Consider the following 14017-nt stretch of genomic DNA (forward strand, 5'->3'; position numbering starts at 1 on the left):
AGTTTTGTTTAAAAACATCAAATATTATTCCTGAGCTCCATGGTTTTTTGCGGTTGCAATCCAATGTTCAGCAATTGATTTTGGATCGGCTCCTAGAGCTCTGGCCAAATGAAGCGCTAACCCAATCATTAAAACAGAAGCTTCATGCAATTCTTGATTTGTTTGTATAGCTCCAAATTTTTCTTGGGCTTTTAACAGTAGTAATTCATTATGGTTTTGCGCAAAAGTAATAGGGTGCTGTGTGTCTATTATTGCAGGTAGCATTAAATAATCTAGCCACTCTTGTCCTATTCTTTCTGCCAATAACTCCGGAAGCTCATTGCCCATAACTCTCCATGTTGCTAAAGTTTTGGTATCTCCAGATGCAGATAAACCTGATTCTAAAAGCAACTCAAAACCTATATCTGCAATATTTTGCATTACGATTAAATACTCATCTTGAGCTTTTTCAAATAGTGCTGCTTCTTGCCCTTTTAGATAATCGCCTACACTAAGTTTTGGTAATTCTAGAACTTCAGGGCAGTCAGTTAAACAAGGAAACGTGTCGCCTTCATAAATATAGTGCGCTTTGTCAAATTGTACTTTACGACCTAGTGGATAGAGTCGGCAGGCTAACGGACGACCTAGGTGAACACTACATCCAATAGTATCTACATATTGACTGCATGCTTGTTGCCCTTTTTTATCTGGTTTTCCGTCAAAACGTAATCGGATTCCTCCAAACTCGCAATACAAATCTCGAAACGCTCTAGTTGTTATTTTTTTCTCGCTACTTAAATTGAACAACTCCCATGGATTCAACATTACATTTTTACCAAAACAACAAGTTCCAGATCGTGAACAGGTAAGTGGTAATATACTATCAATATTTAGTTTGGTTGTATGCATTATTTTAGTTGATTTATGATAGGTTCCTTAAATACAGTATTTTAAATAAATTATTTCGTTTTAATGAATAAAGCTGATAGTTGTTGATCAAGTTTAATATCGATAGCGAAGTTATATTTTTTCAATCTAAAAGTCAAGAGTTAAAATTCTTGATTTTAATAAAAAAAGTCCCAAACGAATAAGTTTGAGACTTTAAAATTTATAGTGTAAAGGTTTTACTTTACGGCCATCAATTCAACATCAAAAATAAGTGTTGCATCTGGTGGAATTACACCACCTGCACCAGCAGATCCGTAGGCTAAATGAGAAGGAATTACAAAACGAGCTTTGTCACCCACTTGTAATAATTGAATACCTTCATCCCAACCAGAGATTACTTGACCGACACCTACATTAAAATCGATAGGTTCTTTTCTTTTATAAGAAGAATCAAAAACAGTTCCGTCTAATAATTGTCCTTTATAGTGTACAGAAACTCCCGCACCTTTTGTTGCTTGTTTTCCTGTTCCTTTTTGTAAAATTTGGTAACGCAATCCGCTTTTAGTTTCATCATACCCAGCAGCAACAGCATCTAACAATTCTTTTTGTTTTGCCATTTCTTCTGCTGCTCTTTTCTCTCTAGAACCTTCAAAAGTTCTAAAAGCTTCAACTGCATTAAAGTTTTCAGCATCTGTACCTTCTCTAATAATTTCTACAGCAGTTAATGTATCACCTTGTGCAATTGCATCCACCACATCTTGTCCTTCAATAACAGCACCAAAAACAGTATGTTTGCCGTCTAACCATGGAGTAGGAACGTGGGTAATATAAAATTGACTTCCGTTGGTTGCAGGACCAGAATTAGCCATGGCTAATTTTCCTGGAGCATCGTGCTTTAAATCTGGATGAAATTCATCATCAAATTTATAACCTGGGTTTCCTGTTCCAGTTCCTTGTGGGCAACCTCCTTGTACCATAAAATCTGGAATGACTCTGTGGAATTTTAATCCATCATAATAAGGCGTTCCTTGTTCTTTTACTGAATTTTCTAAATTCCCTTCAGACAGCGCAACAAAGTTACCTACGGTTCCTGGAGTTTTTTCGTGTTCTAATTGTACTAAAATTTCACCTTTACTAGTGGTAAATTTTGCATAGATTCCGTTATTCATAATCTTTAATTTGTCCTCTCGAGCGCAGTCGAGAGATTTTACGTATTCATTAGTTCGCGACTGCGCTCGAACTGACATTTATAAATATCTTGTTATTATTCAAGAACTTTTATTTTTTTGAATTTAATATCGATACCCCATAAGTAAGCCCAATATTAAAATTTGTTGAATTTACATTTCCAAAAGGAGAAACCATTTGTCCGCCAGAAACATGTAAAGAAAAATCATCATTTACATGATAGTTGATACCCACTGTAGGTCTTATTAAAACACCTTCACCGGAATCTACACGCCCGCCACCTGCAACACCTGCCGCAGCTTCTGCAAAAACAGACAATCTATTGTATAAAAATTGATCACTTTTTACACCCAAACCAAATAAACCATGTGCATATCCGCCAGATTTCCCTTCATAGGCAAAAGAGGTTTCACCTGCGATATACAAACGTTTGTTAAGATCATAATTTATTTTCAAAGCAATCAATTGTAAATCACTTGCAGGAATCCCAAATTTAGCAACATCAAAATAGCTTTGATTTTGTGCACTCACCTGAATTCCTTGGGTTTGTATAGTCGTCGTTTTTTCTCCAGTAAAAGGATGTTTTATACCGCCACTTAATCCATAATATTTTAAACTGAAACCAGCAGTATATGCTTCGAAAGTTCCACCAATGGCTCTGTGGTAACCACCATGAGCGCTAATTCCGAATTTATCTGTCAATTTAATGTCTGCGCCAACATTTGGGTACATGGTTAAACCACCTTCTTGATAAATTCTTCCACCCGCAGCTCCGATTCCAAATTTACCAAATAGGTTTACATATGTTGTTTCTACAAAGTTTTTACCAACTCCGAAAAATAAATCCATAAAACCAGCAATCAAACCTTTGTACATGGTATCTACATGCGTATAAATAAAGGTGTTTTGATTTAAATAACGTTGGTATTCAAATCCAATAATATACAACGTGTTGTCAATTGGCATATTTCCTTGAAACGAATCTGTTCTTGAATCTCCAATAGGATAGAAAAAATCGAACGTTACTTGTTGTACACTTTTTACAGCGGGTTTCTGCCAAAATTCATCTTTTGAAGTATCATCTATAATAAATTCTTTTTGGGCATTTTTATAAGATGCAGAACGTAAAGTACTTGGTATTTCTACAAAAAATGAAAAATTGTCATTCTTAATAAAACCCGTAAAGAAATCTACATTTCCGTATTGTACACCAAATGAATAATGATCCATTTTATATTGCAACCCAATGTTTGCATATAGAATTCCACCACCATCCACTAAAACTCTGTAGCCACCACCACCACCAAAATGAATATTTGCATCAAAATATAAGTTCTTATAAATCTTTTTGTTAACGCCTAGATTGACGCCTAAGGTAAACAAGCCACCTTGATCTCCTGTGATGGCAAAATGCATTCCTGCACCTGTGTATAGCCAATCGTTTAATGGAATGTTATAATTTAGCCCCACAAAACCCATTGTAGGTCTTAACTGAAAGTTCTGATAAATATCAAGTTCATCCGGCATGTGAACTGTGGTATAGTTCAATCTAATTTTATTTGTTAATTCTCTTACTTTTAAATCTGAGTAGGAATTTTCATTTTGAGAAAAAGAAGACCAACTTATAAGAAATACCAGTAAAATGTATGCCTTTTTCATCACTATTATTTTTTGAATTCACTTGTAAAATGCAATTGAACAGTTGGATATTTATTTTGTGTCATTTGTATGGTAAATTCAGAATCTGCCAAAAATACCAACTGACCTTGTTTGTCTTTTGCTAAATAACGTTGTTTTACACGTTTAAAATTTTTAAATTCTTCATTTTTAGGATCTTCTGGTGCTACCCAACAGGCTTTGTGAACTTGTAAATTTTCATAGGTACATTTTGCACCATATTCGTGCTCTAATCTGTATTGAATTACTTCGTATTGCAAAGCACCAACCGTACCAATTACTCTACGTCCGTTCATTTCTAAGACGAATAACTGCGCAACACCTTCATCCATCAATTGATCTAAACCTTTGTACAATTGTTTAGACTTCATTGGATCTGCATTGTTTACATAACGGAAATGTTCTGGAGAAAAGCTCGGTATTCCTTTAAAGTTTAATTGTTCTCCTTCTGTTAAGGTATCTCCAATTTTAAAGTTTCCTGTATCATGAATCCCTACAATATCTCCAGGAAAAGATTCGTCTACAATTTCTTTTTTCTCTGCAAAAAATGCATTCGGACTTGAAAACTTTACCTTCTTGCCATTTCTAACATGTAAATACGGTGAATTTCTTCTAAATACACCTGAAACAATTTTTATAAAAGCAAGTCTATCTCTATGTTTAGGATCCATATTTGCATGAATCTTAAAAACAAAACCTGTTAGTTTTTCTTCTTTAGAATCTACTAAACGTTCTTCTGCTTTTTTAGGTTGTGGTGACGGTGCAATTTCAATAAAAGCATCTAATAATTCTTTTACTCCGAAGTTATTTAAGGCAGAACCAAAAAATACAGGCTGTAGCGAACCGCTCAGGTATTCTTCTTGGTTGAATGGAGGATACACTTCGTCTATCAATTCTATTTCCTCTCGTAAAGTTTCTGCGGCAGTTTCTCCAATTATTTCATCCAATTGAGGATTTGATAAATCGTCAAACTCGATTCCTTCAGAGATAGAGGTTTTATTATCACCAGAAAAAAGGTTTAATTTTTTCTCCCAAATATTATAGATTCCTTTAAAATCATACCCCATACCAATTGGGAAACTCATAGGAGTTACGCGCAAGCCTAATTTTTGCTCAACTTCATCTAATAAATCAAAAGCATCTTTACCTTCTCTATCTAATTTGTTGATAAAAACCAACATGGGGATGCTTCGCATTCTACAAACTTCCACCAATTTTTCAGTTTGTGGTTCAACACCTTTTGCAACATCAATCACTACAATAACACTATCTACAGCAGTTAAAGTTCTAAATGTATCTTCTGCAAAATCTTTGTGACCAGGAGTATCTAAGATGTTTATTTTTTTGTCTTTGTAAATAAAAGCTAAGACAGAAGTTGCAACCGAAATTCCACGTTGACGTTCAATCTCCATAAAATCGGAAGTTGCTCCTTTTTTTATTTTATTGTTTTTTACAGCACCCGCTTCTTGAATTGCACCACCAAAAAGCAATAATTTTTCTGTCAATGTAGTTTTTCCTGCATCTGGATGCGAAATGATTCCAAATGTTCTTCTACGTGCTATTTCTTTTAAAAAATTCATCTACAAATTTTGAGGTGCAAATATACATTTTATTCTATTGATTTTTGGTAAGATATTTAGACGCAAATTTTATGAACTTTAACAAATTATAATAGATGTTTTTAACATACAATCAAGGTTTTCTCCTTTTGGGAAATGTTTGAAAGACAAAGGGAGCTAATCAATCTAAAATTTCTACTGTCATTCTAATATCTTCCAATGGCCATTCATCAACACCAACTTTTACCTTAGCTATTTTATCCATCGTGTCAAAGCCAGCAATTACTTCACCAAAAACAGTATGTTCATTATTTAAATGATGTGCACCGTTTCTATTATGAACAATGTAAAATTCAAACGGATTCGATAATTTATTAGGGTTTTCTTCCCAATCTCGAGCAGCAGCCAAAGCACCATATTTGTGTTTTCTATTAGCCTTAAATTCGGGTTGTATGCGATAATTACCATACAACCTTCGTTGTTTTATGGTATAGGTTTCATCTGAGTTACCTCCTTGAATGACAAAGTTCTTAGCCACTCTATAAAATTCAGTGGTATTAAAATATTTAATTTTTGTAAGAAAGATAAAATTTGCTCTATGGATAGGAACATCCTTATATAAGCGGATTTTTATATTTCCAAACTTGGTTTTAATACGTATTTTGGTTTCTTTGTTTTCTTTTCCATATTCAGTAAAAAAAGCTTCCACATTATCTTTATTTAAACTGTCCCAGGGTTTACTAATTTTTTCTTCTAATTTCGATTTTGTATGTTCTTTTATGGTTGAAATTTTTGGCACATTTTTTTCGGATCCTTTTTCATTTTTACATTGAAAAAAGAAGAGTAGGAAAGTGGCAAAAAAAAGTAGTTTCAAAAATTTCATTTAAAAAGCGGTTTAAAGTTTCAAAGATAAATCATAGAAATAAAAGAATAGAAAAATCAAATAGTTTTTATCTGTTATTGCTATTTCATTCCTTATTTTTGTAATAATGGAAGAACACGTAATTTTAGTAGATACAAACGACCAACCAATTGGTTTGATGGAAAAAATAGAGGCACATGAAAAAGCGGTATTGCACAGAGCTTTTTCAGTTTTTATTTTTAATGAAAAAGGAGAATTAATGTTACAACAAAGAGCCGCTTCTAAATACCATTCGCCATTGTTATGGACAAATACTTGTTGTTCTCATCAAAGAGATGGAGAAAGTAATGTTGAGGCTGGAAGAAGACGTTTGCAAGAAGAAATGGGATTTACGACTGAATTAAAAGAAGTTTTTTCTTTTATTTACAAAGCTCCTTTTGATAATGGTTTGACAGAGCATGAATTAGACCATGTTATGATTGGTCGATATGATGAGGCTCCTAATTTGAACAATGAAGAAGTTGAAGCTTATAAATGGATGACTTTAGAAAATGTTAAAAACGACATTGATGAAAACCCTACGGAATATACAGCTTGGTTTAAAATTATTTTTGATAAATCTTATAAAAAGTTAACAAATGCCTAAGGTTACTGTTCATAGAAAAGCGCATTTTAATGCGGCACATAGATTGTATAGAAAAGATTGGAGTGATGAAAAAAACTTCGAAATTTTCAATAAGTGTAGCAATCCTAATTTTCATGGTCACAACTACGAACTCATTGTTTCTTTAACAGGAGAAATTGATAGGGAAACAGGCTATGTTTTTGATTTAGGGATTTTAAAAAATCACATAAAAGCTGAAATTGAAGACTGTTTCGATCATAAAAATTTAAATTTAGAAGTTGCTGAATTTAAAGATTTAAATCCTACAGCAGAAAATATATCTGTAGTTACTTATAACAAACTAAGAAAATTATTACCTAAACATTTAGACCTTACAATTACATTGTATGAAACTCCAAGAAATTTTGTGAGTTATTCTGGAGATTAAATACACTAAAGATGAAAATTAGCATATAAAAAAAGCCTCCAAATTGGAGGCTTTTTACATATTTAAGAAAGAATTAATTCTTTGTTTTTTTCTTCATATCATCAAACTTATCACCAACTTTTTTAGGCCAGCTATTGTTTGAAGTATCTACATCTGCAGTTTCAAAATCTGGATCTACCACAATTTTAGTAATTTCTTGTGTAGAAGCAAATACTCTTTTTACAGAAGCATCATTCTTCATCCAAATTTGCGCAGGAAACGTTTCTCTTTTTGTTGTTCCATCAGCATAGGTTAATTCTACAATAATAGGCATTATTAAGCCTCCTGGTTTTTCAAACTCTACAGAATAGATGTAAGAAGGTACTTCTTTACCATCAGCATAAGTATCCATAGCCCTTGCATTTGCATCTTCTTTTTTATCAGTAATATATACTAGATCACCTAATCCGTCAAAATACTGTTTGTATTGTACTTTTAACTTTTTTACTCTTTCGTTTGGTTTGTCTGTTAAGTACAAAGGCTTCACTTCTTTGATACCAATGTCTGTGACGTCTGTTGTATAAAACCAACCTCTAAAAAACCAATCTAAATCCATTGCAGAAGCATCTTCCATAGATCTAAAGAAATCTTCTGGAGTTGGGTGTTTAAACATCCATCTTTGAGAATACGTTCTAAATGCATAATCGAACAATTCTGGTCCCATAATTGTCTTTCTTAACATATATAAACCAGCAGCTGGTTTAGAATATGCATTTGGACCAAATTGCTTTACATAGTCTCCTTGTGACATAATCGGAGAGATATTCGATTGGTCTCCGCCCATATATCTTGTAATTTCTTTTGCTGGATTTGAAGCAAATAATTCAGGATCATATACATCTTCCGCTAAAATTTCTACGAAAGAGTTTAAACCTTCATCCATCCAAGTCCATTGTCTTTCATCAGAATTTACAATCATTGGGAAAAAGTTATGTCCAACTTCATGAATAATTACACCTAACATTCCTTTTTTAGTTCTGTCAGAATATGTTCCGTCTGGATTTGGTCTCCCAAAGTTGAAACAAATCATTGGATACTCCATTCCTTGTCTTTCTGAATGTACTGAAACTGCTTTAGGATAAGGATAATCAAACGTTAATTTAGAATACTCTATCAATGTAGTAGCAACTGCTCTTGTAGAATGCTCTTCCCATAAAGGATTACCTTCTTTAGGATACAAAGAAGTTGCCATTACCGTTTTACCATTGATATTTACAGCCATGGCATCCCAAATGTATTTTCTTGAAGTCGCAAATGCGTAATCTCTTACGTTTTTAGCTTTGTATTTCCAAGTTTTAGTTCTTGTTGCACGTACTTTTTCAGCTGCTTCAGCTTCTTCTTGTGTTACAATTAATACAGGATTGTCATAAGTTTTTCTAGCTTTTTCTAAACGTTTGCGTTGTGTTTTAGTCAATACATTTTTTTCATTTTGTAAAGAACCTGTTGCTTCAACAATATGATCTGCAGGTACGGTTAAGTTTACTTCGTAGTCTCCAAATTCTAAAGCGAATTCACTACGTCCCCAGAATTGCATGTTTTGCCATCCTTCTACATTATTGTATACACAAAGTCTTGGAAAAAATTGAGCAATTGTATAATTGTTATTTCCGTCAGGAAATGTTTCTAACCCAGAACGGCCACCATCTTTATTGATGTCATTAATTAAGTAATTCCACTGAATTCTAAATTCGAAAACTTTACCAGGTGCCAATGCTTGTGGTAAATTGATACGCATCATGGTTCTATTGATGGTGTTAGATAATGGTTTGCCATTACTTTCTACTTTTGTAATGTTATAACCAAAACCTTTCTTTTGCTTCATAAAAGAATTTTTGAAATTATCTGGTGTAATAAATGCAGAAGCACCATTTGATGAAGCTAATGGAGTTTTAGAATCATCTGCTCTCATATTCTGATCTAACTGCACCCATAAATATTCTAATTTGTCTTTAGAATTGTTGTGGTATGTAATTTTCTCATCACCGTAAATTCTGTTAGCACTTTCGTCTAAACGAATGTCCATTACATAATCTACTTTTTGTTGTGTATATTGATGGCCCGGTGCACCAGAAGCAGCATGTTGGTCGTTTGGTGTAGCCAAAACATCTTTTAATTGCCTAAATTTGTTTTGGTCTGTATGACCTTGTTGAGTTTTTTTTCCCTCTATTTTAGTTTCTTGCGCTATGGTTGCAAAAGAAACAAAGAAAAGAGAAAATACTAATAAAGAAATTTTTTTCATATTATCTGAATTGATTTTAAAATGTGGTCTAAATTAAGCATATATCGGCGAATTCGTTAAATGTTGTTAAAATTTTAACAAATCTTTATAAAAAAATAAGCGATGTGGTCTCCACATCGCTTATTAAAAGTTGTATTTTGATGAAAATTAATTCTTCATCTTTGTTTTAAATGAATTGAATTTATCTTTTTCTTGTGAAGGAAAGCTATTGTTAGACAAGTCTACATCTGCTGTTTCTAAATCTGGATCTATCACAATTTTAGTAATTTGTTTATCTGAATGTATAGCTTTTGTTACTGAGCTATCATTGTATCTCCAAATTTGCGCAGGATATGTTTTTTTCTCCTTAGTACCATCATCATACGTATATTCTACAATAATTGGCATTACCAAACCACCAGGTTTGTTAAAAGTAATTTCATAAAAATATTTAGCCTTTGCATCTTTCGGTTTATTCATTTGCAATCCTTCGCTTTTATCTTCAATAAATTTTACACTTTCATCACCATCATTTTCAGCATAGAATTTTCTTACTGTTTCGATGCCAATATCTGTAACGTCTGTTGTGTAAAACCAACCTCTCCAAAACCAATCTAAATCTACACCAGATGCATCTTCCATAGATCTAAAGAAATCTGCAGGCGTTGGGTGTTTAAATTTCCATCTTTGAGAATAAGTTTGAAATGCATAATCGAATAGTTCTTTGCCCATGATAGTTTCTCGTAACATCCATAAACCAGTGGCTGGTTTGCCGTAAGCGTTGTTACCAAAACTATAGACATTGTCTCCTTTAGACATAATTGGAGCAATTCTAGATTGATCTCCACTCATATAACCAACAATATTTTTAGGATATCCTCTTGTGATTGGAAAGTTTTCATCATAATCTTTTTCTGCCAACATTTCCATAAATGAATTCAAGCCTTCGTCCATCCAAGTCCATTGTCTTTCGTCTGAATTTACAATCATTGGAAAGAAATTATGGCCAACTTCATGAATTGTTACTTTTATCATTCTGTATTTTGTTCTATCAGAATAGGTTCCATCTGCATTGGGTCTTCCAGGATTGAAACAAATTTGTGGATATTCCATTCCCATTTGTCCGTCTACAGAAATGGCTTTATGATACGGATAATCAAACGTATATCGAGAATAGGTTTTTAATGTTTGTGCAACGGCTCTTGTAGAGTGTTCACCATACAACGGATTTGCTTCTTTAGAGTATAAAGATTCTGCCATCACTGTTTTACCATTGATATCTACAGCCATCGCATCAAAAATAAATTTCCTAGAACTTGCAAAGGCATAATCTCTTACGTTTTCTGCGAAGAATTTCCAAGTTTTCGTCTTTTTAGAGCGACTTTTTTCAATTTTTTCTGCTTCTTCCTGCGTTCTAATAATTACAGGGTTGTCGAATGTTTTTCTAGCTTTTTCTATTCTCTTTAATTCTGTTTTAGTAAAAACATCTTTTGGGTTTTGTAAAACACCTGTTGCGCCTAGCATGTGATCTTTTGGTGTAGTAATGTTTACTGTAAAGTCTCCAAATTCTAGCGCGAATTCACTTCTTCCCCAGAATTGATCATTTTGCCATCCTTCTACATTATCATACACACATAATCTTGGATAGAATTGTGCAATTACATAATTATTATTGCCATCTGCAGGAAAGTTTTCATAACCAGATCTACCCCCTTGCGTTCTGTGGTTATTGATGTTGTACCACCATTTTATTTTGAATTTAAATTTCTCTCCAGAAGCTAATGGTTTTGGTAAATCGATACGCATCATCGTCTGGTTTACAATATGAGCTAGTTTACTGCCATTTATATTTGTAACACTTTCAATTTTAAAACCGCCATCAAAAGCTTCATCAGAATAGTTGCTATCAAATCTCTTTTTAGATGTTGTTTTAGGAATTCTACTGGGTTGAATATCTGGTGTCTTAGAATCTGCAGCTCTCATATTTTGGTCTAACTGTACCCATAAATAAGGCAAAGTATCGTCTGAATTATTATGATACGTAATCATTTCATTCCCGTATATTCTGGTGTTATCATCGTCTAAAACAATGTCCATCGTATAATCTACTTTTTGCTGCGTATATTTGATACCTGGTGCACCAGAAGCAGTTCTTTGTAGATTTGGTGTTGGCAAAAGGTCTTTCATTTGCCTAAATTTGTTCTGATTTGTATGGCCTTCTTTGGTTTTAGTCTCTTGCCCAAAAGTAGCACTTGTAAAAAATACAATAGAAAGGATTAGTAGCCCTAATTTTTTCATAATTTGAAGTTTCTGGTGGTTAATATTAATTTTAATATGTTAATGTTTCTTGGTATTTGTCTTTAGAAAGTAAAACACTTTTATTTTTTTTGCCAACCTTAGATTTTATTAAATTTTGTTGTTCAGGAAAATGTTTTAATAAAATTTTATTAGTTACTTCTATAGTTGTAACCGTTGGTATATCTTCTATTTCTAAGTAAAAAAAAACCAAATCTCCTTCGTATTCTTTACCAATATAATTAAATTCTTTTGAAGCAGCATCTACTTTAAATTGTAATTTGCTTTTTAGGTATTTTTCAAAATAAACATCGTTATTTTTTAGTTCTTTATTGGTAGTTAATTGGAGATCTATATGGTAATCTTTGTTGAGTGCAAGTTCAATATCGTCCATAAAAACATTGATGATTATTTGAACAGATTTTGTTTCACTTTTATATTTAATTTGAGTCAAACTCAAATAATATTTGTGTGCAGAGAATGCTAAAAATGATACTACGAAAAGAAGTACAAGCGTTTTTTTTAATTTCATATCAACATACAAACAATTAATGAGCCAAATTACTCTTTTTTTATAATTTTTAAATAAGATTTACTTTCCGTTTGAAAAATTTTAATGATATCTAAGACTTTTCCATCTTTGTGAAGTTTTTCAATTCCTAAAGGATTGCAATATTCTAAGAAGTGAAAATATTTATCTATAGGAATTTTTAACTTCTCAAAAAAGAATTTTTCACCCAATTCTGACATGATTTTATAAGGAAACTGTTTCTTCCTAGCCAATTCTTTTCTAAGTGCCCATAACCTTTCTGAGTCTTTAAATGGCATTACCACAGCCGCGCCAGCGCCCGCAAAATTTGCTGTAGGATCTGTATTGTTTACTGGAGGTTTCATTTTATCAATATGATCATCTGGGGCAACAACATTCATATCAATATCAGAAAAATCTAGCAGATCATTTAAGAGGGAATCTTTTTTATTGGTTGGTACATTTTTAGAATCGATGCCCAATCTACCAGATAAATTATGTCTCTTTAGCTCAAAGGTATCTAAAACAACCGTGCTGTAGGTTAATTTTACATCTACGAATTTGTTAGCCAGATTATTTTTGTTGATAATGATAAACTTTGTAATGTGTTGTATCGAAGAAATGCGTAAAGAATCGCCTGTTTTTACAAAAATTCTAAACTCACCATCATCTGATGAAAAAGTACCTTGATTTGTTTTTAAGTTGATAATATTTGCGTTTTTAACAGTACTTAAAGAGTCTGTAACTTTACCGTTTATGATGGTTCTTCTCAGTTGAGAAAAACTAGAAAAAGAAATAAAACTTAATAAAAATAGTAGTGGTAATTTTTTAATCATTTGATAAAGTTTGGGGATCTAAACAAATTTCGGAATTTGATTCTTTAAAAATATGAAAATCATTGGTAAACTTGTGTTAAAACACTTTTATAATTTTAGATATCGTATGCTTTCATCTTTTAAAATTTTGATCAATTTTAAAATTTCATTTTTTTGATACAACTCATAAATTCCTTTATGAGAACAAAAAGTTATAAAATGATTGTATTTTTCTTTAGGAATTTTTAATTCATTAAAAAAGAAATCATCTCCCAAAAGAATTAAAAGCTTATTTGATATTTCTTGTTGTGCTTGTAATTTTTTAATTAAAAGTTTTGTTTTTTTTGCAGCAATATTAGCACCAGAAGAAGTTCTAATCCCAAAACCTTCAAAATAATTTGGCAATCTAATAACTGTCGCTTTTATTAAATGTGCCTCATTTGTACCAATTGGCATTTTAGAAATTGCATACAAATCCATCTCTTTAATATCGGTAAGTAATTTTTGAACCTGTTCTGCCTTATAATCTTTTGGCGTTTTTTTGATGTCGAGTGACAAGAAACCAGACAAATCGTGTTTTTTAAGAACAATTTCATCTAGATTGTAAATTTGTTTTTCAAGCAAAATAATATTTTGCTTTTCTCTAAGTTGAAAAGCTTTCAATACAATTATTTTTGACTTATAGCCTATTGAAGTTATCTGTAAGCTGTCTTTTTTATTAGCTGAAATCTTAAAATTACCTTTACTAGAAGAAAAAGTACCTTGTTTGGTTTTTAGGTTGATGATGTGCGCATTTACAACAGCCTCTGTAGAATCTATTATTCGTCCGAAGAAAAAAGAGCTATCCGTTTGAGCAAAATTAGCTATTGAAATGCATAGAAATAGTAAAATTAGTATTTTTTTCAATGGGTTGATT

General features: G+C 32.3%; 12 protein-coding genes. 2 read left to right on the forward strand and 10 right to left on the reverse strand.

Annotated features, from left to right (window positions below):
- Positions 1–24: 24 nt before the first annotated feature.
- The 5 genes from Q0998_RS11395 to Q0998_RS11415 form a co-directional block, all read right to left on the reverse strand.
- Complete coding sequence (locus tag Q0998_RS11395) at positions 25–888, reverse strand: YkgJ family cysteine cluster protein (protein ID WP_299670091.1); 864 nt, start codon at positions 886–888, stop codon at positions 25–27.
- A gap of 215 nt (positions 889–1103) precedes the next feature.
- Positions 1104–2036: a peptidylprolyl isomerase gene (locus Q0998_RS11400; RefSeq protein WP_299670092.1), complete on the reverse strand. Its 933-nt coding sequence runs from the start codon at positions 2034–2036 to the stop codon at positions 1104–1106.
- Positions 2037–2145: 109 nt separating this feature from the next.
- Positions 2146–3714, reverse strand: coding sequence for a hypothetical protein (locus Q0998_RS11405; protein ID WP_299670093.1), 1569 nt, complete (start codon positions 3712–3714; stop codon positions 2146–2148).
- Between the two features lie 5 nt (positions 3715–3719).
- On the reverse strand, positions 3720–5312 hold the full coding sequence (locus Q0998_RS11410) for a peptide chain release factor 3 (RefSeq protein WP_299670094.1): 1593 nt from the start codon (positions 5310–5312) through the stop codon (positions 3720–3722).
- A 160-nt stretch (positions 5313–5472) separates the two neighbouring features.
- Complete coding sequence (locus Q0998_RS11415; RefSeq protein WP_299670095.1) at positions 5473–6174, reverse strand: peptidylprolyl isomerase; 702 nt, start codon at positions 6172–6174, stop codon at positions 5473–5475.
- 106 nt (positions 6175–6280) lie between these two features.
- Between Q0998_RS11415 and idi the strand changes: the two genes are divergently transcribed.
- Complete coding sequence (gene idi, locus Q0998_RS11420; protein ID WP_299670096.1) at positions 6281–6799, forward strand: isopentenyl-diphosphate Delta-isomerase; 519 nt, start codon at positions 6281–6283, stop codon at positions 6797–6799.
- Positions 6792–7205 (forward strand): 6-carboxytetrahydropterin synthase, encoded by a 414-nt coding sequence (locus Q0998_RS11425; protein ID WP_299670097.1) that lies wholly within the window; start codon positions 6792–6794, stop codon positions 7203–7205. Before idi ends, Q0998_RS11425 begins: the two co-directional genes overlap by 8 nt.
- A 73-nt stretch (positions 7206–7278) precedes the next feature.
- On the opposite strand, the gene Q0998_RS11430 is transcribed toward Q0998_RS11425, so the two are convergent.
- The 5 genes from Q0998_RS11430 to Q0998_RS11450 all read right to left on the reverse strand — a co-directional run bounded on the left by Q0998_RS11430 (position 7279) and on the right by Q0998_RS11450 (position 14007).
- The gene (locus Q0998_RS11430; protein WP_299670098.1) at positions 7279–9483 is read right to left on the reverse strand and encodes a M1 family metallopeptidase; all 2205 of its coding nucleotides are present in this window, start codon (positions 9481–9483) and stop codon (positions 7279–7281) included.
- A 147-nt stretch (positions 9484–9630) separates the two neighbouring features.
- Positions 9631–11760, reverse strand: coding sequence for a M1 family metallopeptidase (locus Q0998_RS11435; RefSeq protein ID WP_299670099.1), 2130 nt, complete (start codon positions 11758–11760; stop codon positions 9631–9633).
- Between the two features lie 31 nt (positions 11761–11791).
- Entirely contained in the window at positions 11792–12289 is a 498-nt protein-coding gene (locus Q0998_RS11440; protein WP_366943643.1) for a DUF6702 family protein, read from the reverse strand.
- Between the two features lie 29 nt (positions 12290–12318).
- Positions 12319–13122 carry a hypothetical protein gene (locus Q0998_RS11445; protein WP_299670101.1) on the reverse strand — a complete coding sequence of 268 codons (804 nt, stop codon included), beginning with the start codon at positions 13120–13122 and terminating at the stop codon, positions 12319–12321.
- 87 nt (positions 13123–13209) lie between these two features.
- Entirely contained in the window at positions 13210–14007 is a 798-nt protein-coding gene (locus tag Q0998_RS11450; protein ID WP_299670102.1) for a carboxypeptidase-like regulatory domain-containing protein, read from the reverse strand.
- Positions 14008–14017 lie beyond the last annotated feature (10 nt).

The organism is uncultured Polaribacter sp. (assembly GCF_947501385.1).
In the GTDB taxonomy this organism is placed as follows: domain Bacteria; phylum Bacteroidota; class Bacteroidia; order Flavobacteriales; family Flavobacteriaceae; genus Polaribacter.

Excerpts from the sequence above, each read along its gene's own strand:
- Q0998_RS11395 (WP_299670091.1), bottom strand. The coding sequence starts at position 888 with ATGCATACAACCAAACTAAATATTGATAGTATATTACCACTTACCTGT.
- Q0998_RS11400 (WP_299670092.1), bottom strand. The coding sequence starts at position 2,036 with ATGAATAACGGAATCTATGCAAAATTTACCACTAGTAAAGGTGAAATT.
- Q0998_RS11405 (WP_299670093.1), bottom strand. The coding sequence starts at position 3,714 with ATGAAAAAGGCATACATTTTACTGGTATTTCTTATAAGTTGGTCTTCT.
- Q0998_RS11410 (WP_299670094.1), bottom strand. The coding sequence starts at position 5,312 with ATGAATTTTTTAAAAGAAATAGCACGTAGAAGAACATTTGGAATCATT.
- Q0998_RS11415 (WP_299670095.1), bottom strand. The coding sequence starts at position 6,174 with ATGAAATTTTTGAAACTACTTTTTTTTGCCACTTTCCTACTCTTCTTT.
- idi (WP_299670096.1), top strand. The coding sequence starts at position 6,281 with ATGGAAGAACACGTAATTTTAGTAGATACAAACGACCAACCAATTGGT.
- Q0998_RS11425 (WP_299670097.1), top strand. The coding sequence starts at position 6,792 with ATGCCTAAGGTTACTGTTCATAGAAAAGCGCATTTTAATGCGGCACAT.
- Q0998_RS11430 (WP_299670098.1), bottom strand. The coding sequence starts at position 9,483 with ATGAAAAAAATTTCTTTATTAGTATTTTCTCTTTTCTTTGTTTCTTTT.
- Q0998_RS11435 (WP_299670099.1), bottom strand. The coding sequence starts at position 11,760 with ATGAAAAAATTAGGGCTACTAATCCTTTCTATTGTATTTTTTACAAGT.
- Q0998_RS11440 (WP_366943643.1), bottom strand. The coding sequence starts at position 12,289 with ATGAAATTAAAAAAAACGCTTGTACTTCTTTTCGTAGTATCATTTTTA.
- Q0998_RS11445 (WP_299670101.1), bottom strand. The coding sequence starts at position 13,122 with ATGATTAAAAAATTACCACTACTATTTTTATTAAGTTTTATTTCTTTT.